Source organism: Sorangium sp. So ce327, assembly GCF_051530205.1.
Classification (GTDB): Bacteria; Myxococcota_A; Polyangia; order Polyangiales; family Polyangiaceae; genus Sorangium; species Sorangium cellulosum_B.
The window spans coordinates 11763657-11788406 of the sequence record NZ_CP150330.1 but is presented as its reverse complement, the minus strand read 5'-3'; the positions used below and the strand labels follow the sequence as shown (position 1 = coordinate 11788406).

Annotated in this window: 21 protein-coding genes and 2 tRNA genes; 12 read left to right on the top strand and 11 right to left on the bottom strand. The window is 71.4% G+C overall.

The features are described from left to right. Window positions 1-103: 103 nt before the first annotated feature. The 3 genes from WME95_RS44315 to WME95_RS44305 form a co-directional block, all read right to left on the bottom strand. On the bottom strand, window positions 104-1093 hold the full coding sequence (locus WME95_RS44315; RefSeq protein ID WP_437905223.1) for a universal stress protein: 990 nt from the start codon (window positions 1091-1093) through the stop codon (window positions 104-106). Then, a complete protein-coding gene (locus WME95_RS44310; RefSeq protein WP_437905222.1) occupies window positions 1087-4128 on the bottom strand; it encodes a glycoside hydrolase family 65 protein in 3042 nt (1013 codons plus the stop codon). The genes WME95_RS44315 and WME95_RS44310 overlap by 7 nt, the downstream gene beginning before the upstream one ends. Window positions 4129-4216: 88 nt before the next feature. After that, a complete protein-coding gene (locus WME95_RS44305; protein ID WP_012240729.1) occupies window positions 4217-4630 on the bottom strand; it encodes a response regulator in 414 nt (137 codons plus the stop codon). 345 nt (window positions 4631-4975) lie between these two features. Here WME95_RS44305 and WME95_RS44300 point away from each other — a divergent pair, with 345 nt between their 5' ends. After that, a complete protein-coding gene (locus tag WME95_RS44300) occupies window positions 4976-5638 on the top strand; it encodes a response regulator (protein ID WP_044970202.1) in 663 nt (220 codons plus the stop codon). 49 nt (window positions 5639-5687) lie between these two features. Here the strand turns inward: WME95_RS44300 and WME95_RS44295 are convergent, their stop codons facing one another. Continuing rightward, window positions 5688-6254: a pentapeptide repeat-containing protein gene (locus WME95_RS44295; RefSeq protein ID WP_437905221.1), complete on the bottom strand. Its 567-nt coding sequence runs from the start codon at window positions 6252-6254 to the stop codon at window positions 5688-5690. Window positions 6255-6307: 53 nt separating this feature from the next. Here WME95_RS44295 and WME95_RS44290 point away from each other — a divergent pair, with 53 nt between their 5' ends. Both WME95_RS44290 and xth read left to right on the top strand, forming a co-directional pair. Continuing rightward, window positions 6308-7201, top strand: coding sequence for an alpha/beta fold hydrolase (locus WME95_RS44290; RefSeq protein WP_437905220.1), 894 nt, complete (start codon window positions 6308-6310; stop codon window positions 7199-7201). 79 nt (window positions 7202-7280) lie between these two features. After that, window positions 7281-8090 (top strand): exodeoxyribonuclease III, encoded by an 810-nt coding sequence (xth, locus tag WME95_RS44285; protein ID WP_437905219.1) that lies wholly within the window; start codon window positions 7281-7283, stop codon window positions 8088-8090. A 13-nt stretch (window positions 8091-8103) separates the two neighbouring features. On the opposite strand, the gene WME95_RS44280 is transcribed toward xth, so the two are convergent. After that, window positions 8104-9153, bottom strand: a complete 1050-nt coding sequence (locus WME95_RS44280) for a penicillin-insensitive murein endopeptidase (RefSeq protein ID WP_437905218.1) — start codon at window positions 9151-9153, stop codon at window positions 8104-8106. 364 nt (window positions 9154-9517) lie between these two features. Here WME95_RS44280 and WME95_RS44275 point away from each other — a divergent pair. The 5 genes from WME95_RS44275 to WME95_RS44255 all read left to right on the top strand — a co-directional run bounded on the left by WME95_RS44275 (window position 9518) and on the right by WME95_RS44255 (window position 13375). Beyond that, window positions 9518-9591 (top strand) — tRNA-Arg (locus WME95_RS44275). Window positions 9592-9670: 79 nt separating this feature from the next. Further along, a tRNA-Lys gene (locus tag WME95_RS44270) sits at window positions 9671-9743 on the top strand. A 949-nt stretch (window positions 9744-10692) separates the two neighbouring features. After that, window positions 10693-12435, top strand: coding sequence for a transposase (locus WME95_RS44265; RefSeq protein ID WP_437905217.1), 1743 nt, complete (start codon window positions 10693-10695; stop codon window positions 12433-12435). A 137-nt stretch (window positions 12436-12572) separates the two neighbouring features. After that, window positions 12573-12842: a hypothetical protein gene (locus WME95_RS44260; RefSeq protein WP_437905216.1), complete on the top strand. Its 270-nt coding sequence runs from the start codon at window positions 12573-12575 to the stop codon at window positions 12840-12842. Beyond that, on the top strand, window positions 12842-13375 hold the full coding sequence (locus WME95_RS44255) for a hypothetical protein (RefSeq protein WP_437911092.1): 534 nt from the start codon (window positions 12842-12844) through the stop codon (window positions 13373-13375). Before WME95_RS44260 ends, WME95_RS44255 begins: the two co-directional genes overlap by 1 nt. A gap of 237 nt (window positions 13376-13612) precedes the next feature. Here the strand turns inward: WME95_RS44255 and WME95_RS44250 are convergent, their stop codons facing one another. After that, on the bottom strand, window positions 13613-14419 hold the full coding sequence (locus tag WME95_RS44250; RefSeq protein WP_437905215.1) for an SDR family oxidoreductase: 807 nt from the start codon (window positions 14417-14419) through the stop codon (window positions 13613-13615). A gap of 287 nt (window positions 14420-14706) precedes the next feature. On the opposite strand from WME95_RS44250, the gene WME95_RS44245 reads away from it, so the two are divergent. After that, complete coding sequence (locus WME95_RS44245) at window positions 14707-15156, top strand: hypothetical protein (RefSeq protein ID WP_437905214.1); 450 nt, start codon at window positions 14707-14709, stop codon at window positions 15154-15156. Window positions 15157-15344: 188 nt separating this feature from the next. On the opposite strand, the gene WME95_RS44240 is transcribed toward WME95_RS44245, so the two are convergent. Further along, window positions 15345-16070: a hypothetical protein gene (locus tag WME95_RS44240; RefSeq protein ID WP_437546784.1), complete on the bottom strand. Its 726-nt coding sequence runs from the start codon at window positions 16068-16070 to the stop codon at window positions 15345-15347. 358 nt (window positions 16071-16428) lie between these two features. Here WME95_RS44240 and WME95_RS44235 point away from each other — a divergent pair, with 358 nt between their 5' ends. Continuing rightward, a complete protein-coding gene (locus tag WME95_RS44235; RefSeq protein WP_437905213.1) occupies window positions 16429-16635 on the top strand; it encodes a hypothetical protein in 207 nt (68 codons plus the stop codon). 76 nt (window positions 16636-16711) lie between these two features. Then, on the top strand, window positions 16712-18127 hold the full coding sequence (locus WME95_RS44230) for a sugar porter family MFS transporter (protein WP_437905212.1): 1416 nt from the start codon (window positions 16712-16714) through the stop codon (window positions 18125-18127). A gap of 59 nt (window positions 18128-18186) precedes the next feature. Here the strand turns inward: WME95_RS44230 and WME95_RS44225 are convergent, their stop codons facing one another. The 4 genes from WME95_RS44225 to WME95_RS44210 form a co-directional block, all read right to left on the bottom strand. After that, the gene (locus WME95_RS44225) at window positions 18187-19026 is read right to left on the bottom strand and encodes an SDR family NAD(P)-dependent oxidoreductase (RefSeq protein ID WP_437905211.1); all 840 of its coding nucleotides are present in this window, start codon (window positions 19024-19026) and stop codon (window positions 18187-18189) included. 113 nt (window positions 19027-19139) lie between these two features. Further along, window positions 19140-21680 carry a PAS domain S-box protein gene (locus WME95_RS44220; RefSeq protein WP_437905210.1) on the bottom strand — a complete coding sequence of 847 codons (2541 nt, stop codon included), beginning with the start codon at window positions 21678-21680 and terminating at the stop codon, window positions 19140-19142. A gap of 79 nt (window positions 21681-21759) precedes the next feature. Then, window positions 21760-23721: a ferrous iron transporter B gene (gene feoB, locus WME95_RS44215; RefSeq protein ID WP_437905209.1), complete on the bottom strand. Its 1962-nt coding sequence runs from the start codon at window positions 23719-23721 to the stop codon at window positions 21760-21762. Continuing rightward, on the bottom strand, window positions 23718-24077 hold the full coding sequence (locus WME95_RS44210) for a FeoA family protein (RefSeq protein WP_437905208.1): 360 nt from the start codon (window positions 24075-24077) through the stop codon (window positions 23718-23720). The genes feoB and WME95_RS44210 overlap by 4 nt, the downstream gene beginning before the upstream one ends. 356 nt (window positions 24078-24433) lie before the next feature. Between WME95_RS44210 and WME95_RS44205 the strand changes: the two genes are divergently transcribed. Further along, window positions 24434-24652 (top strand): heavy-metal-associated domain-containing protein, encoded by a 219-nt coding sequence (locus WME95_RS44205; RefSeq protein ID WP_437905207.1) that lies wholly within the window; start codon window positions 24434-24436, stop codon window positions 24650-24652. Window positions 24653-24750: the final 98 nt, after the last annotated feature.

The following is a 24750-nucleotide window of genomic DNA, read 5'->3' as shown; positions in this document are numbered from 1 at the left end:
TTGGCGTGGAGCCCGCCCGGCGAGGCGCCCGCGCGCCGATCGAAGGCCGCGAGCGAGCGCCTCGCCGCCGCCGGGGCGCGTCACGCGTCACGTGGGGCGCGCGCTAGCGCCGCAGGACCAGCACGGGGCACGGCGCCCGAGCGAGCACGTCGCGGATGACGCCGCCATGGTGATCGGCGAGCTGCCCGTGCCAGACCAGCACTACGAGGTCGCTCGCCAGCTGCCAGGCGAGGCGCGCGATCTCCGCCGCCGGCTCGCCCTTGCCGAGGAAGAACCGCGTGGAGACGCCGTGGGGGCAGTGCCCGATCGCGCCCAGGAACCGGGCCAGGAACTCCTCGGTGAACGCGGGCCACTCGTGCTGGGGCTGGTCGACGTAGAGGGGCGCCACCATCGCGCCCGGCTCGAAGGGCACGGGCGTCGAGACGGGCGGCCCCTCATCCGCGGCCTCTCGCGGCGAGGCGCAGCCGACCAGCACGATGTCGAGCTCGGCGCCGAGCTTGCGGGCGACCTCCCCGACGGGCCTGATCGCGCTGGCCGTGCTGGGGGTCCCGTCGAGCGGCAGCAGGATGCGCTGTAGCCGCGGCGGGGAGGGCTCCTCACGGATGACGAGGACACCGAGCGCGGCGGACTCCAGCGCGCGCGCCGCGAGCTGGCCGACGCCGAAGCGCGGGTCCATGGGCTCGTCCGCGTGCGAGGCCACGATCACGAGCGCGGTCCCGCAGCTCGCCACGGCTGAAGCGAGCGCGCCGGCCGGATCGTCGCTCGCCTCGACGTCCAGCACCATGCCCTGCAGCGCCTCCGGGGCGATCCCGAAGTGGGCCGGCACCTCGCTCGCGTCGATCGGCTCCGTGGAGAGGCACAGCCCGCGCAGCGGGGCCTCGAGCCCGCGGGCGATGAGCCGACCGAGCGCGACGGCGCCGAGGTGGGCGCGGCGGCCGTGGAGCACGACGACCACGCTCCTGCGCTGCAGGCCGCTCTGCGGCGGGCGCTCGTCGGCCTCCTCGTACGCCTCGTGGGGCAGCTCGGCCGGGGGCGCCGGCCCGGGCGGCGCCTGGAGCCCGACCGGGGACCCGTTGCGTACGACGCTCAGCATGGCGTGACCTCCTCCCATGGCGTGACGCGGCCGCCCAGCCGCCGCGTCGCATAGCGGCGGCCCGGCTCCGCCAGCACGGCGCAGGCGGGCGCGCCCGCGTCGAGCAGGCAGATCGGCAGCGGCGCGCTCCCCTCGAGCGCGACCTCGACCGCCCCGTCCTCCACGTGGATCTCGAGGGCGCGGCCTCGCCAGGCGATCGGGATCTTGAGGTGCCGCCAGCCCGGCAGGAGGTGCGGCTCGATCCCGATCGCCTCGTCCTCGTCGGGGCACGGCGGCGCGTGGGGGAGCGCCTCCGAGAGCGCGCTCCGCGGCACGCGCGTGACGCCGGCCACGCCGAACGCGACGGCTTGCCAGAGGCCGCCCATGGCGGCGATGTGCACGCCCCCCGCGGAGTTGCCCATCGTGTTGCCGAGGTCGATGTCGGCGGTCTGCTCGAAGTAGCGCTCGGCGTGGGCGTGGAGATCGAGCCGGGCGGCGACGAGCGCGTGGGCGCTGGGGCTCAGCGAGCTGCCGTGGGCGGTGCGCGGCTCGTAGTAGAGGAAGTTGTCGCGCCGGGCGCTCGCGGGCACCGCGCTCCAGAGCAGCGCGATGAGCTGCACGACGTCCGCTTGCTTCACCACCTGGCACGCCTGCGTCCGCTCGCGCCCGAGCAGGACGTCGACCGGCGCGCTGCGCACGGCGTAGTCGGCGATGGAGAACGGCGCGAGGCCGAAGTAGCCCGCGAACTGCTCGATCAGGCCGGTCTGCGGGTCGATCCCGAGGAGCAGGCGGTCGGCGACGTCGCACCAGTGGTCGGGCTCGTCGGGCCGGAGGTCGAGCCGCGCGAGCACGTCCGCGCGCACGGCGTTGCGCCGGACGAGCGCGGCGGCGACGCGGAGGTTGTGCCGCGCCATCCAGTTCGTGAACGCGTTGTCGTCCACGGTCTCGTGGTACTCGTCCGGCCCGATCACCCGCCGGACGTGGGCGTGGCCATCCGGCCCGAGCTCGGCGCGGCTCGCCCAGAAGCGCGCCGTCTCGATCAGGATCTCGGCCCCCTCGCCGCGCTGGAAGTCGAGATCGCCGGTCGCGCGGACGTACGCGTGCACCGCGTACGCGATGTCGGCGCTGATGTGGTGCTCCTGCTCGCCGGAGAGCACCCGGACCACCTCGCCGAACGGCGTGACGACGAGCGCCGGCGTCGTCTCGTCGCCCGTGTCCGCCGACTCCCACGCGTAGAGCGCGCCCTCGTAGCCGAGCGCCTTCGCCTTGCGGCGCGCGCCGGCGAGGGTGCGGTGCCTGTAGAGGAGCAGCGCGCGGGCGGCCTCGGGGTAGCAGTGCGTGTAGAACGGGACGAGGAAGGTCTCCGTATCCCAGAAGACGTGGCCGCGGTACGCCTCCCCGCTGAGCCCGCGCGCGCCGATCGAGCAGCGCGGGTCGTCCGGGTTCGCGGCGCCGATGAGGTGGTACAGGGCGAACCGGAGCGCCCGCTCGATCCTGGGGGCGCCGTCGATCTCGACGTCGGCGCGGCGCCATCGCTCCGCCCACGCCCGCGTGTGCTCGCCGAGCACGTCGGCCATGACGCGGCTCGACAGCTCGTCCTGGAGCGCCTGGCCCGCCTCGCGCGGCGTGGGCGTGTCGCGCGACGTGTGCAGCGTCGTGGTCCGGAAGAGGCGGCGCTGCTGGGCGACGCGGACGCCGACGTCGCAGCGCTCGGCGACGGATCGCGCGCCGGTGGTGCGCTCGCAGCGCGCGCCCTCGAGGGCCTCGAGCGGGGGCGAGCTCTCCGCGGCCTGCTCCGGGAGCTCCCGCAGGTGCGAGGTCATCGCGGTCACGAGCCCGCCGTGCGTGTGCCCGACGAGCAGCAGGCTCTTCGCGCCCGCGTCCGCCGCGAAGCCGGCCCAGTGCGCCGCGCCGCTCGCGCTCTTCACGTCGCCGCTCAGGATCGCGTCGACGCGGATCGTCCCGGTGAAGTTGAGGGGGGCGACGCTGAGCGCTTCCATGAGGACGTGGCGGTTCGCGAGCGACGCCGCGTGGAGCGTGTGCAGGTGCGTGAGGTGGCCTCCCTCGCCGCGCCGCAGGACCTCGCGCAGCAGCACGCCCCGCCGCATGTCGAGGGCGCGGCGGTGGTGCAGCACGCCGCTCGTCTCCGCGGAGAACGACTCGCCCTCGATGGCGACGCTCAGCCGGCCCCAGTCGGGGGCGATGACGAGCTCCGGCACGCGGCTCACGTCGGCCGAGGGCTCGAAGGCGCCGGCGATGAACGTCGCCGGCCGCGACACGCTCGACCCCTCCGGCAGCGACGCGCGCGAGCCGAGGTAGCCGTTGGCGATCGCGAGCAGCGACTCGATCTCGTGCTCGCGCGCGACGTCGAACCCTGGCTCCTCGATGAGCCACGCGGCGTCTCGGGGGGCCGCGAGCGAGCCGAGCTCGCCCTCGAGATCCCGCTGGAGCGCGAGGATCTCGTGGAGCCGCTGCGCGCCGGCCGTCGCGTGGACGGCGCCCGCGAGCTCCGGCGCGCCGCGGAGGCCGCGCGCCGCGGAGGCCGCCGCGCCGTCGTGTGATTCGCGTGATTCGCGTGGTTCCGGCGAGATCGCGAGCCGATCGTGCGGCTCGATGCGGAGCGGCGCGATCACCTGAGCGAGCAGCGCGGCGACGGCGGAGCGCCCGTCCGGCTCCGCGCGGGCGGCGAGCGCGACCGCGGCGCCGCGGCGATCGAAGCCGTGGAGCTCCGCGCCCTCGAGCGCGCCGAGGAACAGCCGCCTGCGGTTCTCGGCGCGCACGCCGCGAGCGAGCCGCCGCGCGAGGTGGGGCATGGGCTCATCGGTGAAGAGCGCCACGCGCACCCCCATCGCGAGCAGCGCGTCGAGCAGCGCCGCGGCGCCGTCGGCCGCCTCCCCGAGGAGGCCCGCGTCGATCGCGATGAAGCGGAAGCGGTGGTGCAGCTCGCCCGGCAGTTTGACCGCGGCTGCCGGCGCGTTCGCGATGCTGGGGCTGCCCGATCCGCCTCGCGCGAGGACGGTCGACCCGGTGGCGCTGTCTTCGAGCAGCGACGACATCCTCGGCTCCTCCTGGGGGTCAGGGGACGCGAGGAGCGTGCCGCCGCGCCTGTGCGAGCCAGGATCGGGGGGCCGCGGTGCCGGTGCGCTAGCGTTGCACGGCGCCGGTCAGGCGCTCGAGCACGACGAGGAGCCGGTCGACGTCGAAGGGCTTCGCCAGCACGCCGGCCACGGCGCCGCGGATGTTGGGCTCGTTCACGCCGGAGAGCAGGAGGACGGGCACCTCGACGCCCGCGGCCGCGAGCGCGGCGAGGAACTCCTCGCCGGTCATCTCGGGCATCACGTAGTCGAGCAGGACCGCCCGCGGCCGCGCGCCGCGGGCGAGGCGATCGAGCGCTTCCAGCGGCCGCGTGAAGCCCTGAACGCGGTAGCCCTCGTCGGAGAGCAGGTCGAGCAGCGACTCGACGAGCGCGGGGTCGTCATCGACGACGAAGATCTCCGCGGCCGCGCGCGGCGAGGGCGAGGTGGCGGCCGGGCCGGGAGCGGGGACCGGCGAGCTCATCGTATTTCCCTGGATCGCTGGCCATTCCGGCGCATGAGGCGCGCGAAGGATACCAGACGGTTGCCGCGACCGCATGCGCAGGCCGCTCTGGGCGCATCGTTGCACCGTCCATCACGTCCTCCGTTGCGCATTCCACGTCGCGCGGATCTCCGTCGAGCTCCGAAACTCGCTCAGGACGGAGTTTTCCTCACCAATTGGGCTTGCCGCCGCGCCGCTGCTTGCAGATCGTTGAGCACCTGATACCCCTGTAAGGTTCCTCCCAGGACGACCCGAGCAGCTTGACTTGAACTGCTCACGGGTATCGAATTGTGGTCTGAAGGACACTCCAATCCCCCTGTGGTCATCATGGCGGAAACCCCTGCTAGCAAGCTGCACATCTATCTGATCGACGATCACCCCGTCGTTCGCGAAGGCTTCGCTCGAGCGCTCTCGGACGAGCCCGACATGGTCGTCGTGGGCCAGGCCGGGACGGCGGCCGACGCCCTGCGCGAGACGGCGAGCTGCAAGCCGGACGTCGTGCTCGTCGATCTCAACATCCCCGACCGGGACGGCATCGAGCTCCTCGGGGCGCTGAGAGCGCAGCTGCCGCAGGCGAAGCTCCTCGTCCTGAGCGGCTATGACGACGAGTTCCGCGTCGCCGAGGCGCTCCGCGCGGGCGCGCAGGGGTATCTCGTGAAGACCTCGAAGCTCGAGGAGGTCATCGAGGGCATCCGCCGGATCGCGACCGGGGGAGCGCCGCTCTCCTCGAGCATCGCGGGGGCCGTGGTGCGCGCGATGCGCAAGCCGGCGAGCGAGGGCTCCGGTGGTCTCGACGCGCTGACGCCGCGCGAGCGCCAGGTCCTGCGGCTGCTCGCGGCCGGCGTGTCGACGCGCGAGACGGCCGCGCGGCTGACGATCAGCCCGAAGACGGTGGAGACCCACCGCGTGCGCATCTACGCGAAGCTCGGGTGCAAGAGCGCGGTCGAGCTGACCCGCATCGCGGTCCGCACCGGGCTCATCGAGGCGTAACCGCCCGCGGTCGCGCGGGGCGCTGCCCGCTCGCTCCGCGGGTGGGGCGCTACGGTTTCCGCCCCTTTCTCGGCTTCTTCGGCGGCGCTTCCTTCTCGGTGGCCTTCGGGGCCTGGCTCGCGCGTGATTGATACTTCGCCTCCTCGAGCAGGCGATCGATCCGCACGCCGTCGATGGTGAGCCCGTCGATGGCGCAGCCGACGATCTCGACCTCGCGGAGGTCCGACCCCTCGAAGCGAGCGCGGCGCAGGCTCGCGTCGGACCAGCGGGTCGTGGCGGCGTCGGCGTCGTTGAAGCGCGCGCCGGCGAGCGAGATGTCGTCGAGCTCGGCTTCCGCGAGCGAGACGTTGTGCAGGCGTGCGTCGCGAAGGTCGACGTCGTCGAGCTCGGCCCCCGCGAGCGAGACGTTGTGCAGGCGCGCGTTGCGAAGGTCGACGTCGTCGAGCTCGGCCTCCGCGAGCGAGGCGTTGTGCAGGCGCGCGCCGCGAAGGTCGACGTCGTCGAAGCTGGCCCCTGCGAGCGCCGCGCCGTGAAACCGCGCGGGCTTCGCCGGCTGGATGCCCTCGTGTTCCGTGGCGTCCGCGCTCGGGGGCGCGATGGGGGGCTTCTTGGCCATGGGTCCATGCTAGCGCTAGGCGCAGGCCGCGCGCTCGCGCGGTCCGGAGAGCCATGAACGCACACGACGGCTTCGTGCCCCACCACGCCCTCGTCTCCGCCCCCTCCGCGGCGCCCGCCCGCTGGATGCTCGTGCTGCACGGCATCTTCGGCTCGGGCGCCAACTGGCGCACCTTCATCCGACGCCTCGTCGAGGCGCAAGCCGCCGAGGGCGCGCCTGGCGCGGCCGCCCGGCCGTGGGGTTTCATCCTTGTCGACCTGCGGGCCCACGGCATGTCGCAGAGCCCGCCTGCGCCCCACACGATCGCGGCGGCCGCGGACGATCTGCTCCGGCTGGGCGACCGCCTCGGCCTCGATATCCGCGGCGTGATGGGCCATTCGTTCGGCGGCAAGGTGGCGCTCGCCTACCTCGGGCGCCGGCCGACGGGGATCGAGCGCGGCTTCATCCTTGACGCCGATCCGAGCGCGAGGCCCGCCGGCGAGAGCGGATCGGAGAGCCCCGGCGTGCTCGAGATGCTCCGCGCGATCCCGCAGCCCATGCCGTCGCGCGAGGCGTTCCTCGAGGCGGTGCACGCCGCCGGGTTCAGCCGCGGCATCGCGGACTGGCTGGCGATGAACGTCCGCCGCGAGGGCGACGGCTTTCGCATCCGGCTCGACCTCGACATCCTGGACGCGCTGCTCACCGACTATTTCGCCCGCGATCTGTGGCACGTCCTGGAGGACCCGCCGGCGCCGGCCGGCCCGGGCGTGCCAGGCGTGGAGCCGCGGCGCATCCATGTCGTGCTCGGCGGCCGGTCCGCGTCGATCTCGCCGGCCTCGCGCGATCGCTTCGAGGCGCTCGCGGCGCGCGCGCCCTGGCTCTCGGTCCACGTCCTGCCGCGCGCCGGCCACTGGCTCCATGTCGACGATCCGGAGGGCCTCTTCGACGTGATCCGGGCGGCCTTGTGATCGGGCGCCGTGGACCCCGCGCGCGCCCCGAACCCAGGCTTCCCGCCCGGCTCTTCATCCGCTATCGCCCGGAGGACCTATGCGCATCGCGTCCTGGAACGTGAACTCCATCCGCACGCGGCTCGAGCAGCTCACGAGCTGGCTGGTCCGCGCCGCGCCCGACGTCGTTTGCATGCAGGAGACGAAGGTCGAGGACGGCAGCTTCCCCGAGGCCGCGCTCTCCGAGGTGGGCTATCGCTCCGTCATCTTCGGCCAGAAGTCCTACAACGGGGTCGCGATCGCCACGCGCTTCGGCCTCTCGGTCGACGACGTGAAGAAGGGCCTCGACGGCGATGAGCAGGACGTCGCCCGGCGGATGCTGGCGGCGACGATCGAGGGGATCCGGGTCATCAACGTCTACGTGCCCAACGGCCAGGCGGTGGGCACGCCGGCCTTCGCCTACAAGCTCGCGTGGCTTGCGCGGCTGCGGAGCGAGCTCGAGGCCCGCTACCGCCCGGATCAGCCGATCGTGATCTGCGGCGATTTCAACGTCGCGCCCGAGGCGATCGACGTCGCCGAGCCGAAGAAGTGGGAGGGGCAGGTGCTCTGCCATCCGGACGAGCGGGCCGCGCTGGGCCGCCTGATGGAGTGGGGGCTCGTGGACGCGTTCCGCGCCTGTCACCCCGCCAAGGAGGCGTACAGCTGGTGGGATTACCGGATGGGCGCGTTCAGGCGCAACAAGGGCCTCCGCATCGATCTCGCGCTGGTGACGCGCCCGCTCGCGGCGCGGTGCACCGATGTGTCGATCGACACGCGCCCGCGCGAGCTCCAGCGCCCGTCGGATCACGCGCCGGTCGTTGTGGAGATCGCAGACGGCGACGCGCCGGCCGGGGCCGTGCCAGCGGCCTGAGCGCGGGAGGGCGTCAGCGGGAAGGCACGCCGTAGATGTCCGGTTCCGTCGCCGCGGGCGCCGCGGAGTCGAGGGCCTTCTTCGGTTCGTCGACGGCGCACGCGGGCCGGGCCAGCGACTCCTCGATGCAGGCGCCGCGCATCGACGGGGGGCACATCACGCGGATGTGGAAGTGGTCGTTGTGCAGGTCGGCGTCCCTCGGGCTCATCATCGCGGCCGCGGCCCGGGCCCGGAGGTCTGCCGGGACGCGCTTCTTCGCGGCGTGGGCGAGCAGCCGCGCCCGCAGCGCGTCGGTCACGAAGAGGTATTTGACGCCCGCCTGCCGATCCTCGAGCAGCGCCTGGACGAGCGCCCAGTTGCGCGCGTCGTCGAACCGCGCGCCGGGGAGGCCGATGGCGTTGCCCTCATCGTCGAACGCCACGAACCGGTCCGTGCGGAGGTTCTTGCCCTTCGAGTTGACGACGTAGAAACCGACGTCCGCGTCGCGCCCCGTCTGGTGGGAGTTGTGCCCGTCGAGCGCGCCGCCCGTCCTGGCCGAGAGGTCGCCGACGAGCAGCGCGGAGTCGCCGTGCTTCTTGGCCACCTGGAAGGCGGCGCGCCGCAGGGTCTTCACGAGCACGGGCAGCCCCCATGTCCTGGCGCCCTCGCGCGTCTTGAGGTGCCTCGACGATCGGAGCCGCACCGCGCCGGTCAGCCGCCCGCGGTTGGGAGCGCCCTTCGACAGCGGCTTCCGCTCGTCGGCGTCTGCGGTGCCGCCGCGCTCCGCGCGGGAGGCGTCATCGCGTTTCGCCGCGCGCTTCTTGCCGGCGCGCTCCTGGGCCTTCTCCTTGGATCGGGCGCTGCGCGCCGCGCGCGACTCGCCTTCGCCGCCGGTAGAGCTCCGCCGCGCGGCGAGGCGCTTGTTCTGCGGGCTCTTGCCCGGCTGCTGCTCGGCCGCGGCCGGCTGCGCGCTCGCGGCGGGAGCGCCCTGGGCCGGCGCGGCGAGCGAGAGGGCGAGCAGGAGCGCGGCGATGGGGCCTCGCGACGCGAGGCAGCGCCGAGAGAGCGGGCGGAGCAGCGGCATGGCGGAGCGGACCCTACCTTGCGGCGCCGCGGACAGAGAACTTCTTTCGCAGCCGGCCGGGGCAAGGCGCAGCCGCGGCGGGAGCAGGAGAGCAGGAGGCAGCCGCCCCGGGCCCGGCGCCGCCGCGTCGGCCCAGGCGCGCCCGGGGAGGGCGTGCCGCTGGCCGTGGCCGCGCGGCAGGTGCCGGTGGACGACGCTGCGCCTCACGGGGGAGGAGCCTGGATGCACCCAACGCGCACGTCCGTCCGGGCTCCGCGGAGTGGGGCGGCCTAAAAATTGCGCATCATGTTGCTACAACGCCTTGACATATCGCCGCCGGTGCGGTTAGAAGCGTTCCGCGAGCCCCGCCGAGGGGCGCGCAGGAGCGCCCGTAGCTCAGCTGGATAGAGCGTCGGACTTCGAATCCGAAAGTCGCCTGTTCGAATCAGGCCGGGCGTGCCGGGCTCAACGGGCGACCCAAGCGTTCCGGCGAGATCCCGGGAGCCCTCTCAGGTTCAGTCGGTTTGACAATTCACTCGGGCCATTAGCTCAATTGGTAGAGCAGTGGACTCTTAATCCATTGGCTGAAGGTTCAAGTCCTTCATGGCCCACCCGAGATGATTGAGGAAGCCAGCCCGAGGGGCTGGCAAGGACAGCCGGGACGACGGCTGGCACAGGTAGTTGAGAGCCCGGGACCCGTGGGTCGCCGGGCTTTCGGCGTTCTGGGTTGCCCCATCGGCCTGCCCGCGCGCTTCGCATACGAGCGGCGCAGCGGCAGGGGCGCTGCTCACCGAGCTGCGGAGGCAGCTCACGGCGAAGCCGCCGACGATCACAAGAGCGTGGTGGAGGGCTCGATCGCGGCGAGAGAGAGGTCGGCCGTGATGGGCATCGGCTGAACCTCCCACGCGGAAGCGGGACGCCTCCGGGGTTCGTACCCCGAGCGCAGACCGCCGTCGCTCGCCCCGCTGAGCCGTGCCCAACCTTCCTCGCGTTCGGATTCACGCTGATCGAGCGACCCGGCGGGTCCGCCGTCGCGGCTCGTCCGAGGCGAGACACCCGGTCTCCACCATCGGGGTAGAAAGACTACCCGATGCCCCTCCCCGCCGACTTCGAGAGGGTTCGACCTCCCGGAACGTGAGCGACGCTCCGGTAGCATTCCTGTTGTGTCGTCCTCTGGCATCACAGGTACCCACGACGCCGCAAAGATCGACGCCCCGGGGATCGTGACAGGGCGATACGGTACGCTAGCCTGGATTTTCACCGAGATAGTTCGCCTAACGGCGCAGCATGAGGCCGGCCCTCCGGTTCGGTAATCGAGGGACACGGTTTTACGCCGAACGGCGTGAGACAGGCAAGCGGTGGCATCAAGGATGCCGTGAGGGGAAAGGGTGCGCTATGGGCGAATTTCTCGTCCGTCAGCCTCTCCCCCTCAGCGGACGCAGCTGATGCGCCGGCAGCGCCGATCGACCTTGAAATCCAGCAGAAATCGGCTTCATCGCTTCTCTGCACCGCTCTCCTCACCTTGACGTGATGCCTTATGTGTGGGTCACGTTTTTTGCGATGAGCGCACCAACTGCCCTAACTGACCCCGCCCGCTTCTTCCTGGCGCCCACCCAGGCGCGGCACCGCCAGTACGAGGCGCTGCGCGCCTACTTTGTGGAGCGTCGCTCGAGCGCCGAGGTCGCGAAGGCCTTCGGCTACACTTCCGGCTCGTTCCGCGTGCTCTGCCATCAGTTCCGGCACGATCCTGACCGTGCCTTCTTCGCCGAGCCGATGCGCGGCCCGCACGAGCAGCCGAAGAAGTCCCGCGCCCGGCGCCTGATCATCGCGATGCGCAAGCGCAACCTGTCGATCTACGACATCGCCGAGGAGCTCCGGGGCCAGCACATCGAGCTCAGCCCCACGGCCATCACCGAGGTGTTGCGCGAGGAGGGCTTCTCCAGGCTGCCGCGTCGCAAGGACGACGAGCGCCCCGCCAGGACGCGCCCCGAGCGCGCCAGCCGCGCCGATGTCCGCGATTTTCAGCTCGTCCCTGCGACGTTCGAGACCCATGTCGGCGGTTTGTTCGTGCTCCTCCCGCTGCTCGTCAAGGTGGGCCTTGATCGGCTCGCCGACGAAGCAGCCCTGCCTGGCTCGAAGGCGATCCCGGCAGCCCACGCGCTGCTTGCAGCGCTCGCGTTGAAGCTGACGTCCATCGAGCGCAAGAGCCACGTGATGGATCTGGTCTTCGACCAAGGCCTGTCGCTGTTCGCGGGGCTCAACGTCATCCCGAAGACGACCTTCCTCGCGCAGTACTCCGATCGCCTGGGCCGCTCCAGTTCGGTGCGACTGCTGCGCGGCTGGCTCGAACACCTGCGCGCGCATCTCGCGCTCGCGGGCGCGTCGTTCAACCTCGACTTTCACGCCGTTCCCTTCTTCGGGCAGGACGAGTTCGTCGAGCGTCACTACCTTTCCAAGCGCAGTCGCCGCGACAAGGCCGTGCTCACCTTCATCGCCCAGGACGCCGCCACCGACGTGCTCTGCTACGCCAACGCCGACCTGCGCAAGGGAGAGGAGAGCGATGAGGTCCTGCGGTTCGTCGACTTCTGGAAGAAGGCGCACGGCCAAATGCCCCCGCACCTCGTGTTCGATTCGAAGCTCACCACCTACAAGAACCTGAGCCGCCTCGATGCCCAGGGGATCACCTTCGTCACGCTGCGCCGCCGCACGGATGTCCTCAAGCGCCACGTGCTGAACGCTCCGGCTGCAGCCTGGCGCCGGGTGGAGCTTGATGTACCGCACCGCAAGTTTCGCAACCCCAAGGTCCTCGACGAGACGATCCGGATGGGCAGGGACTATCCCGCGCCGATCCGCCAGATCTGCGCGCGCGATCTTGGTCACGACGAGCCCACGGTCCTGCTGACCAACGACACCCGCTCGACGCCGCGCACGATCCTCGAGCGCTACGCTCGGCGCATGCTGATCGAGAACAACCTCGAGGACCAGGTCCACTTCTTCCACGTCGATGCGCTGTCGTCTGCGGTGGCCATGAAGGTCGACTTCGACGTGACCTTGACCGTCATCGCCACCGGTCTCTACCGGCTGCTCGGCAAGCACCTGCACGGCTTCGAGCACGCCAAGGCGCGGCAGATCTTCCGCCGCTTCCTCGACACGACGGCGAGGGTCGAGGTCAGCCCGCAGCGCGTTCACGTGCGCCTCCCTCGTCGGGCTCACAACCCGATGCTGCTTGAATCCGGCTTGCTCGCGACGCCCGTCGCTGTCCCCTGGTGGGGAGGAGCTTCGCTCGAGGTCGCGTTCGCTTGACCGCCGTCAGTGGCCTTTATGTTAACCGATCTTCTGCTGTGAAAATCCAGGCTAGGTGAGGTTTACCTCATTCGCGAGCCATTCTGGCCACTGAATACCACGTTGTTTGTGAAGGACTTCAAGGGGAGCAACCCCTATTGGTTACTCTATCTGCTGCGCTCGATGGATTTCTCTCGGCAGAATGCCGCTGGTCTGGCATCAATCGGAACGCCTTACACCTGCTCGACGTCCATATCTCATCGCGAGAGTTACAAGCGCGCTTTGGCTCGCTTGTTGACCCGTTGCTGCAGCAGGTTGAAGTGATGCAGCGACGGAACAAGGTGCTCGCCGGACAGCGCGACCTGCTTCTCTCTCTCCTCATCTCCGGCGAGATCGACGTTAGCGGACTGGAAACACCCTGCGCGTGATGGCTGGCACCAGGCCGCGCAGCGCTCGAGCCGCGCGCTCGCCGCAGCCGCGTGGTAGAATAACCCCATGGCGCCGAAGGCAGACATCTACGACAGCAGGGCCCCGGAGGAGCTTCCGGCGTATCCGGTCCCGCGTGCCGCGCGGATCGTCCGCCTGTCGCCGTCCACCCTGCGCCTCTGGGCCTCGGGCGACGGTCCGCGCAAGGCGCTCTTCAAGCCGGCCGAGCGCTCGCCCCTCGCCCTCTCGTTCTCGAACCTTATCGAGGCCTTCGTGCTCGCTCGGCCGAGGGCTCGTCGTCGAAGCGCTGCGAGCGGCGAAGCTCGACGTCCACGCCCACGACGATCACTTCGCGCAGAACACGCCCGATGCCGAGTGGCTCGTCGAGGTCGGCCGCCGTGGCTGGGTCGTCCTGACCAAGGACAAGAACATCCGTGTGAACGCGCTCGAACGCCTCGCGTTGGTCCGCGCGAACGTCGCGTGCATCATGCTCGGCCGCGGCGACCTGACGGCGCCGGCGATGGCGCAGGTCTAGGCGCACCCCCCGAGGCGAACGAGGTTGAGACGTTCAAGAAGAAGGGCCTCGACATCGCGCGGCACCGCCAGCGGATGCTCAAGGAGGACCTCGATACCAGGTTCATCGTGAAGAGGCTCGCGCGCGAGCTCCCGAAGAACGTCGCGCCGAAGCATGTTGAAGAGGGCGTGAGCCGAGCAGCTGGCTAGCCAGGCGCGTGCGTGGATCGAGCCGGCGTGAGCCTGTGCGCCGCGCGCCTCAGCTCCTCTTGACGGCGAAGCCGGCGAACGCCTGCATCACGGGCATCAGCTCCAGCCGGTTCACGTTGACGTGCTCGGGGAGCATCGCGCACCACACGACGGACTCGGCGATGTCCTCGGCCGAGAGCGGCTTCACGCCGCGGTACACGGCGGCGGCCTTCTCCTGGTCTCCCTTGAAGCGCACAACCGAGAACTCCGTCTCCGCCATGCCGGGCTCGATGTCCGTGACGCGCACCCGACTGCCGAGGATGTCGGAGCGCAGGTTCAGCGAGAACTGCGCGACGAACGCCTTGCACGCGCCGTAGACGTTGCTCCCGGGGTACGGCGTCTCCGCGGCGACCGAGCCGATGTTGATGATGTGCCCGCGGTCGCGCGCCACCATGCCGGGCAGCAGCGCCCGGGTGCAGTAAAGCAAGCCTTTGACGTTGGTGTCGATCATCTCCTCCCAGTCGTCCAGATTCGCCTGGTGCGCCGGCGACAGCCCGAGCGCGCCGCCCGCGTTGTTGACAAGCACGGTCACCTCGGAGAACTCGGGCGGGAGCTCGGCGATGGCCCTGTCGACCGCGCCGCGGTCGCGGACGTCCAGCCGGATCAGGTGGATCGCCGGCGCGCGCGCGCTAGCGGGGCCGGCGATGCGGCTGTCCGAGAGCTCCGCCGCGAGCGCCTCCAGGCGCTCGTAGCGGCGGGCGGCGAGGACGAGGCGCGCGCCCAGGCCGGCGAAGCGCCGGGCAATGGCGGCGCCGAAGCCGGAGGAGGCACCGGTGATGAAGACGATGGGAGGCTGAGCCGTCGTGGTGGCACTCATTGCGATGTCCTGGGCGGAGCTATATCAGCTGTGCAGGCGCCGAGCGACCTCCAGCGCCCTCGGGACGCGCGTCCGGGCCGCCGGACATCCTCCTGGAACAGCGCGGTGGCGCGGTCGTGGATGTGCTCGCCTCTCCGCCATCCGCCGATGCACATCCCACCTCGGCACGACGCTTGCTCAAATTGCCACGATGCGGCCGAGGGGCTGTGGCACCCGCCAGCCCGGACGCGACGCCCGACGGGGACAGCGGGTCCGCCGTGAAGCAGAGAGGCGATCGAGGTGGCGATATGAAGCACGTTGACATGGGACGACGGATCGGCGGCCGGCTAGGGCTCACGCTCGCTCTCCTCGCGAGCATGGCGCTCGCGGGCTGCGGCGGCCCGAGCGAGCAAACCATTCAGGGCACGCGGCTCGCGCCCGGCGCCGATGCGCACATCACCGCCGACATCGACTCTGACGCCGCGACCACACGGCTGCTGGTGAACGTCGTTCACCTCTCGCCGCCCGAGCGGATCGAGGCCGGCAGCACGCATTTCGTCGTCTGGCAGCGGCCGAGCTCCGAGTCCCCGTGGCGACGGGTCGGAGTGCTCGACTACAATGCTGGCAGCCGGAGAGGCAAGCTGCCCGGGATGACCGTGCCGCACGCCGAGTTCGAGCTGCTCATCACCGTCGAGAAGCAGAGCAGCCCCCGATCCCCATCGTCTGCCGCCGTCATCGGGCCGACATCGGTCGGGTAGCCAGCAGCCCCGAGCCCCCCAGCCTCGACAGCCTTCTACATCAAGCCTGCGCGCGCCTCCAGCGACAGCCAGCGACCCGATGTGAAGCACATCGATGTCGAGGCCAGGTCGATCCGGAAGCGCGCGGGGTCATGACACGCGCGTGGAGAGGGAGAGGCCGCTCGCGGCCTCCTCCGCGAGGCCCGGGCTCAGCGCCGAAGCGCCGCCGCCGCGCGCCCCGAGACGGCCGAGCCGCTCGTGACGATCGCCGACCCCAGCGCGAGCAGGGAGACGAGCGTGAGCACCAGGGGATGGATGCCGACCAGCGCGAGGATGCCGAGCACGACCGCTCCGGCGCCGACGAGCGACTGCAAGCCGGCGGCGGCCATCGCCGCCTGACGAGCGACGTGGGCGAGGTGCTGGTGCGCGCCGCGCACGTCGAGCGCGCCGAGGTCCGCGGTCGTACCGCCGCTGAGCAGCAGCGCGCCGCCAAAGACGATCACCGCGACCGACGTCAGCGCCCCGGGGGCGAGCCCGAGGAGCGCGAGGATGCCGAGCACGATGCCCGCCGCGCCGCCGACGAGCTCCGCGCCCATGCCGCCGCCGAGCTCGGCGCGCGTGTCCCACTCGACGGGCGCCGTGGTGCGCGCCAGGGCGCCGAAGCGCGAGGCGATCGCGCCCCCATGCGCGATCAGCCCGGCGCCGAAGACGATCGTGGCGATCGAGGTGAGCTCTCCCGGCATGAACCCCGTCAGCCCGAGGATGGCGAGGACGATCGTCCCCGCGCCGCACACCACCTCGGCGAGCGAGCCGCCGAGCACGATCCGCGGCGCCTCCCTCTCCTCCTCCAGCCTGCGCCGCGCGCCCGATATCGGCGCGATCGGGCTCTCCTGCTGTGTAAACCGTTCACGTTCCTCGGGTCCTGGCGTCTGCATGATTCCCCCGTCCTGAGGCGTGGCCTCGCCGCGGCTACGCGCCTCTGGCTTGCATGTTCTGCGCCCCGCCGGAGGTCGTCGAGGCGATCCAGGTCCACGGGCTCATCGGTCTCTCGCCGCGTGTCGAACGGGCCGGAGCGCTGCCCGATCGCCGCGGCCGATGACAGCGAGGCGTCGCGTCACCATGTTCCCTCGCGGTCCTCGGGCAGCGCAGACCTCATGCACTGTCGAAAGGAGCAGCGGCGAACGCCAGGCGAGCGAGCAGACGAGAGGCACCGACCGGCGGCGCGAACAGCCGCGCGGGAGCGCCCGTGAACGAACGCTCGTCCGAGGTACATGCCCCGCGTCAGGAGGAGATATGAACATGCTGCATCTCGAGCTCAGCGAGCGCGAAGCGGATGACACAAGGACAGCCCTCTCGACCCGGCTCGTGGGGATGCGAGACGAGCTGGTCCACACCGACGATCGAGCGTACCGGGCGGACCTGAAAGCGATGATCGAGCGGCTCGAGGTGGTGCTCGGCCGCCTCGAAGCGATCGTGGCGGCGCCGACGGCGGCGCCGTAGCGATCATGCCCGTGCGTCGTCGACGACGCGCACGCGCCGGGGCGGCCGGCGGCACGGTTCGTGGTTCACCGGGGGCATGGCAGAGCCCGCGGCGCAGCAGGGGGATGAACGCGGCGGGGAGCCCCTCTCGACGGTACGGATCGCCCTGATCGCGTCCGTCGCCGCGCTGGGCGGCTTCCTGTTCGGGTTCGACACCGCCGTGATCAACGGCGCCGTCGGCGCGCTGGAGAGGGTATTCACAGCGCACCCGGGGACCGTGGGCCTGTCCGTGTCCTCGGCGCTGCTCGGCGCGGCTGCCGGCGCGATGCTCGCGGGCAGGCTGGCCGACCGTTACGGCCGGACGCGGACGATGATCGCGACCTCCCTGCTGTTCGTCGTCAGCGCGGCGGGCTCGGGGGCGGCGATCTCGCCCTGGGACTTCAGCGCGTGGAGGGTGCTCGGCGGCATGGCCATCGGCGCGGCCAGCGTCGTCGCTCCCGCCTACATCGCGGAGATCGCGCCGGCCCACCTGCGCGGCCGCCTCGGATCGCTCCAGCAGCTCGCGATCGTGCTCGGCATCTTCGTCGCCCTGCTCGGCGATTACGCCATCGCGACGTCCGCGGGCTCGGCGACGGGCCCGTTCTGGCTCGGGGCACAGGCCTGGCGATGGATGTTCTGGAGCGCCGTCCCACCGGCGCTCCTCTACGGGCTCGGCGCGCTGCTGATCCCCGAGTCCCCGCGCCACCTCGTGGCGAGGGGGCGTGTGGACGAGGCGCTCGCCGTGCTCCGTGGCCTCCTCGGCGCGTCCGCAAAGGCGAAGCTCGTCGAGATCCAGAGGACGCTCTCGTCCGAGCGCCGGCCCAGGCTCGCGGATCTGCGCGGGCGCGCCGGGCTGCTCCGCATCGTCTGGATCGGCATCGGCCTCTCGGCGTTCCAGCAGCTCGTGGGCATCAACGTCATCTTCTATTACTCGAGCGTCCTCTGGCAGGCGGTCGGGTTCTCCGAGCGAAGCTCGCTCGCCATCACGGTCATCACCGGCGTCACGAACATCGTGACCACCCTCGTCGCCATCGCGACAGTCGACCGCGTCGGGCGCAGGCCGCTGCTCATCGCGGGATCCATCGGCATGACGCTGACGCTCGGCGCCATGGCGGCCGTGTTCGGCGCCGCGGGCGAGGACGCCGCGGGCAACCCCGTCCTGACGGGCGCCGCCGGCCCCGCCGCGCTGCTCGCCGCCAACCTGTATGTCTTCTGCTTCGGGGCGTCCTGGGGCCCGGTGACCTGGGTCCTGCTCGGCGAGATGTTCGAGAACCGCATCCGCGCCCTCGCCCTCTCGATCGCGGCCGCCGCGCAATGGGTGGCGAACTTCCTCGTGAGCGCGACCTTCCCGGCGCTCAAGGCGGCCGGCCTGGGCATCGCTTACGGGCTCTACACCGCCGCCGCGGCGGCCTCGCTGGTGTTCGTCGTCGCCTTCATCCCCGAGACGAAGGGCAAGGAGCTCGAGGAGATGTGATGTGCGCCCGCCTGGCGAGAGGAGATGTGAGTCAGCGAGGCGCGGCTGTCTCGAGGACCTCAGGGGGCGGCGAACTCCCGCTCGTGGATGGATCGCACCTTCTCCAGCACCCTCGGGCCATGCTCCCGGAACGGGAGATCCCTCGCGCGGTCCTTCTTCAAATAGACGCCTGAGAGGTCCCGGCTCGCGCCGAACGCCGCCTCGTAGAGCCGCGAAGCCCCCTGGCTCGGGGGCGGGAACAGGAACCTCATCAGCGGCTCCACGTAGAACGGCAGCCCTGACCGCTTTCCCTTCCTCAGCGTGTTGTTGGGCCCAGGATCCACGCTCCGGATCTTGATCCCGTCCCCCGCGAGCAGCGGCGCCACCTCACGCGTCCAGAGGGAGAGCGCGAGCTTGGAGGTCGCGTAAGGGCCGAAGAGCTGCTTGAACGACGCCGGGCGCTCCAGGGCGTCCGGATCGAAGCGCCTCGTCATCTCGAACGCATTGGAGGACGTGTTCACGACCGTCTTCAAGTCCCCCTTCCGCAGCAGCCCTCTGAGCTCCATCGCGAGGACATACGGCACCACCGTCTGGAGCTCGAAGTGCAGCTCGCGACCTTGCCTGGAGAAGGTCAGCTCCGGGGCGCTGCCGCCAGCGTTGTTGAACAGCACGTCGATCTTCTCTTCGCTCCCCTTGATCGCGTCGAGCACCCGCCTGAGGCCCTCGAAATCGGACAGATCCGCCTTGTGGACACGGAGCCTCCGGCGCTCGATGCCCTCCCGGATCAGCGCATCGTCCTCGGGGAACCCCGAGCGATTCAGCGCGATGACCTGAAAGCCCTCCGACAGCAGACGACGCGTGAGCTCGAGCCCGATACCGTGGTTTGCGCCCGTGATGAGCGCGACCTTGTCGTGTTCCATGATCTGAATATGCTACTCGGTGGCATTTGTCAAGGAGGGGCACCAGGCCGTCGCGATGTCTCCTGGTGGCTGTCTCGAGCGGCACGGCGGAGCGTCAGGTCCGCGCCTCGTCGCTACGGCAGCGGCAGCGTGAACTGGAAGGTCGTCATCCCTGGCGCGCTCTCCGCCCAGATCCGCCCCCCGTGGGCCTCGACGATCCCCCGCACGATGTAGAGCCCGAGGCCCAGCCCGGCGGCGCCTCCTGCCTTCGCCTCGCGCGTCCGGTAATAGCGGGTGAAGAGCCTCGGCACCTCGTCCGGCGCGATGCCCTTCCCCTCGTTCTCGACCGCCACGGACACCTCGCCGCTCCGCCGTTCCACGGCGATCCTGATCGGCGTCTCGGGCGCGCCGTACTTGGCCGCGTTGGACAGCAGGTTGGTGAGCACCTGCTCCAGGCGCCCGGGATCGGCCAGGAGCGGCGGGAGCCCGTCCTGCACCTCGACGTCGACCCGATGTCCCCTCGTCGCGTCGGCCGTCCGCTCCACCGTCGCGCGGATGAGCGCTGGCAGATCCACCTCGACATGCCTGAGATCCAGCCGATGCGACTCGAGGCGGGAGACGTCGAGCAGATCGTCGATCATCCGGTTGAGCTGCATCGCGCTGGCCCGGATGTGCTGCGCCCTGTCGCTCCACTGCGGCTCCGTCGCGAGCCGAGAGGCCTTGAGGAGGATGGTGGTGATCGGCTGACGCAGATCATGAGCGATGATGCTCGTCCACTCCTCGCGCATGCGCGCGAGCTCCTTCAACGCGCTGATGTCCTCGCCGGCGACGATGGCGCCCGTGATCTCCCCCGCGCTGTCGCGGAGCGGCGCGGCGGCGATAAGGAAGGTTCCGGACGAGCCGTCCGCCTTGGAGACGAGGAGCTCTTCGCCGAGGATCGTCTCGCCGCGCATCGCCCGGCTCGACGGCAGCTCGTCCAGCAGGAGGGCGGTGCCGTCCGGGCGCCGCACGCGACCGACGCACTGCTCCCGATCCTCCGCGCCCCCGGTGAGATCTCGCCCGTGCGGGTTGGCGATCAGGCGCTCTGCGCCGCTCCGATCGACGAGCAGGAGCGGGACGGGCGCGCTGTCGAAGACGGTTCGCAGCGTCCTCCGCTCGGCGTCCAGCTGCGCGAGCAGGCGCTCCCGCTCCTCCTCGGCCTGCTTGCGCGCCGTCACGTCCTCCACCTGGGCGATGTAGTGGATGGGCTCGCCGTTCTCGTCGCGCACCAAGGACGTATGAAGGACGACGTGGATGGTCGTGCCGTTCTTGTGGATGTATCGCTTGGCGAGCTGATAGCGCGGGATCTCACCGCCGCGCAGCCGCTCGACCAGGCCCACGTCGGTGTCCACGTCGTCCGGGTGGGTGATGTCCTGGAAGCGGAGCTGCGAGAGCTCGTCGGCCGTGTAGCCCACGATCTCGCAGTAGACGTGGTTGACGCGGATGAACCCCCCGCCGAGCCCGACGATGGCCATGCCGATGGGCGCGTTCTCGAAGGTGAGCCTGAAGTCCTCCTCGCTCTCGCGGAGCGACTGCTCCATCTGCCTGCGCTCGGTGATGTCGCGCCCCTCGGGGATGAGCATCACGACCCTGCCACGGTCGTCGGTGATGGGCTTGATGGAGAAATCGATGAAGCGCCGCCCGGTCGCTCCGTTCACGTAGATCTCGTCTCGCACGAGCCGGCCCGCGGCGGCCTCGGCGACGGCGGCGCGGACGTGCTCTCTGTGCTCGGGGCTCCACCCCGACAGCTCCCAGAACGGACGGCCGATCGTCTCTGCCTCCGTGGCCCTGCAGAACTCGAGGGCGGTGCGGTTGTTCTCCAGGACGATGCCCTCCGGCGAGAGCAGGCCGATGAACTGGAGGGCCCCGTCGAAGATCGCCCGAAAGCGCTCCTCTCTCTCCCGGAGCGCCCTCTCCAGGTGACTCGTGCGTCGGAGCTCCTGGGCCATGCGATCCGAGGTCCGTGCGCTCCCCCGGCGCGCGAGGGCGCTGTCCAGGCCGATCGCGAAGAGCGCGGCGAGCGCGCCGAGATCGACGTCGGCGCAAGGATAAGGGCGGGACAGGCAAAACGAGAGGACGCCAAGGCAGCGATCGCGGACGCAGAGGGGCATCGAGACCGCGCTCTGTGCGTCGGCCCGCGCGCAGAGCTCTCGCGTCACGGACGGACCCGGATCGAGCGAGCGCGCATCGCTCATCACCTGAACCCGACCCGAGCTCGCCGCCCATTCATCGAGCAGCGGCGCGCCTCGCGCGACCCGCGCGAGGCAGAGGCAGATGTCGGCGGGCACGTGGCGGTGGGAATGGAGCCCGAGCTCGCCGGTGTCCTCGGAGGTCAGGAGCAGGTAGGCAGCGCGAGCGCCGAGCTCCATCGCCTGGTCGAGCAGGAGCGCAGCGAGCTCGTCGAGATCGGCCACGCGCGCGATGCGGGGCGCCGCGCGCGCCATGAGCTCGCCCGGCGCCAGGTAGTGCTCGCGGCGAGCGCATGGGCTGAGAGAGGCCGTGCAGGCGACCTCCTCGTCGCGGCCGATCGACGCCTCGATCTCTTCTGCCGATGACGTGGCCCCCACCGGAATTGACCGATTGTTGCACGGGAGCCGCGCCGCCTGAAGGGCCGACGCGATCAGGTCCCTCGGCATGACTTCCTCGGATGCCGATCTGTTCCTGCTCGCCAGGGCCAGGATCGCCGGCGCGCGCCGCTCCCTGAGCGGCGCCGCCTCACGGCATCCCGAGCAGCCCGCTCCCCTGGTAGACGACGAGCGCCGCGACGTACGCCGCCGCGTAGGTGTAGGCGAGGACGAACGCCGGCCAGCGCCACGACTTCGTCTCGCGCCGGATCGCCGCCACGGTGCTCATGCACTGGCAGGCCAGGACGAAGAACGCGAGCAGCGCGAGCCCGGTGCGCGACGAGTACGCGATCGACCCGTCCGGCCGCCTCGCCTCGCGGATCTGCTCGGCGAGCGGCGCGGGCTCGTCGTCGGCGTCCTCGACGCCGAAGATGACCCCCATCGTCCCGACCATGACCTCGCGCGCGCCGAACGAGCCGATGAGGCCGACGTTGATGCGCCAGTCGAACCCGAGCGGCGCGGTCACCGGCTCGAGCGCGCGCCCCACGCTGCCGGCGATGCTCGCCTCGAGCGACGTCGCCTCGAGCGATGTCGCCGCGCTCTCGGCCGCGGCGGCCGGCGGCGCCGCGGGCGCGGCGCCCGGCATGGGGACCTTCAAGAGCACCCACAGCACGGCCGAGACGGCCAGGATCACGGTCCCGACGTCGCGCGTGAACCGCCACGCCGCCTGGCCCGCCTTGCGGACCACGAGCCGCGGCTCGGGGCTGCGGTACGCCGGCATCTCGAGCACCATCGGGAGCGAGCGCCCGCGGGTCGCCGTGCGCCGCAGCACGAGCGAGGCGACGAGCCCGGAGAAGATGCCGGAGACGTAGAGCGCGACGAAGAGCAGCGCCTGCACCCAGGCGCCGTGGGCCGCGAAGAAGGTCGTCAGGAGGAGCGCGTAGGTCGGGATCCGCGCCGAGCAGGCCATGAGCGGCAGGACGAGGATCGCCGTGAGCCGCTCGCGCGGGTCGCGCAGGATGCGCGTGGCGTGCACGGCGGGCACCGCGCACGCGTGCCCCATCAGCAGCGGGAGGAACGCCCGGCCGCTGAGCCCCATCAGCTGGAGCAGGCGGTCGACGAGGAAGGCGCCGCGCGCGAGGTACCCGCTCGCCTCGAGCAGCTCCATGGCGATCGTGAGGATCACGATCTGCGGCATGAAGGCGAGCACCGTCCCCGCCCCGCCGAGCAGGCCGTCGACGACGAACGAGGCGGCGAGCCCCCCGCCGAGGGCGCGGGACACGAGGCTGCCGAGCTCACCGATCGCCGCGTCGAGCACCTCGGTGACCGGGGTGGCCACGAGGAACACGGCGGCGAACAGCAGCGCCATGAGCCCGAGGAACAGCACCGGGCCGGCCGCCGGGTGGAGCAGCACGGCGTCGGCGCGCGCGGTGAACGTCCTCCGTCGCTCCGCGGCGGCGTCGCGGCGCGGCGGCTCGACGTACACGGCGCGCGCCACCTCATCGGGATCCCACGCCGCGGCGCCGGGGGGCTCCACGGCGCCCGACGCGATCGCGTCGAGCCGCGCGGCCGCCGCGTCGAGCACCACGCCCCGGGCGGCCGGGTCCCTCGCGCTCACGAGCAGCACGGGCAGGCCGATGGCGCGCTCGAGGGCGCCGACGTCGAGCCCGCGCCCCTCGCCCTCGAGCACGTCGCGCTGCGTGGCGACGACGAGCGGGGCGAGCCCGCGCCGCACGAGCTCACGCGTGAGCCGCAGGCCGAGCCCGAGCTGCGTGGCGTCCACCACCTGGACGACGAGGCGCGGCCGCTCGCCCTCGCCGGTGCGGTCGAGGAAGCGGCGCGCGACGCCCTCGTCCGTCGCCGGATCGACGACGGCCTCGATCGAGTAAAGCCCGGGGAGATCCGCGATCGTCGCGACGGCCCCGCCCGCGATGCGGACGTCGGCCGTGAGGATGTCGACGGTGATCCCCGGGAAGTTGCCGACGTGCGCGCTGCCGCCTGTCAGCCGGTTGAACAGCGACGATTTGCCGGAGTTCGGTCGCCCGAGCAGCGCGATGAGCGGCCGCTCTGTCGACGTCGGGAGGCGCTCCGTGCCCGCATGGCAGGCGGTCATCCGACCCGCCTCTGCGAGGGCAGGGGCGCCACCAGGATCGAGCGCGCGAGCGTCGCGTTGATCGCGAGCTCCCCGCCCGACCCGGTGCGCACGTGGAGCGGCCCGCCGAACGCCGCGCGCCGGATCGACGTGAGCGTCTGGCCGGGGCCGATCCCCATCGCACCCAGCCACCCGGCGAGCTCGGCGTCGAGGCCGACCTCGACCACGATCACGCGCTCACCGGCGCGCACCTCGGAGAGCGGACCCGCAGGAGCTGCGGCGCCGGCGTGCGCCGGGGCATCCGCGCCGGCCACGCTGCTGGTCGAGTCCACGTCGGGGAAGGTCACGTCAAGTTGGGGAGGAACGCTGGAAACCATGGGTCCTGCCAGATTTTGAAAATCAATTTCAAATCTGAACCCATTGTGAACGGGTTCGGCCGGGATGTCGAGCGTCTCTCGACCCGCTGCCGTGGCGGCTGGCCGCTCTGGCGTGGCGGGGACGCCTGTTCTCCTTCTCCTGTTCCTGCCCAGGTGGCCAACCCTTGCCGGTCCTGGAGATAACCGCGCTGTTCCTCGCTTCGGGGCCCGGCGCACCCTCGATCCGCTCTCGTGGGTGCGCGATGCGAGCGCCTCACGGCCCTCCATAGCAGACCTGCCGCTGCTCGGGTGTAATGAACCCCGATGGCTGCGTCTCCGAAGGTGAGCGGCCCGTGGGTCGCCGAAAGGAAGACGCCATGAAAGAGACCATGCTCCAGGTGGACGGGATGAGCTGCCCGTCCTGCGTCCGCCACATCGACAGCGCGCTCCGCGAGCTCGGCGGCGTGGCCAAGGTCGACGTGCGCCTGCGCGAGGGCACCGTCGTGGTGCAGCACGATCCGGCGAGCGCGCCCGTTACCGCCCTCGTCGAGGCCGTGCGCGGGGCCGGTTACGGCGTGCGCCCGCGCGCCGCCTGAACGCACGCAGCGCCCGCGGCGCGTGATCTCATGACCGCGCATCGCGCCATGAGATCTCCCGCGCCGCGCTCGACGATGCGGTGAAAACTTTACCGATT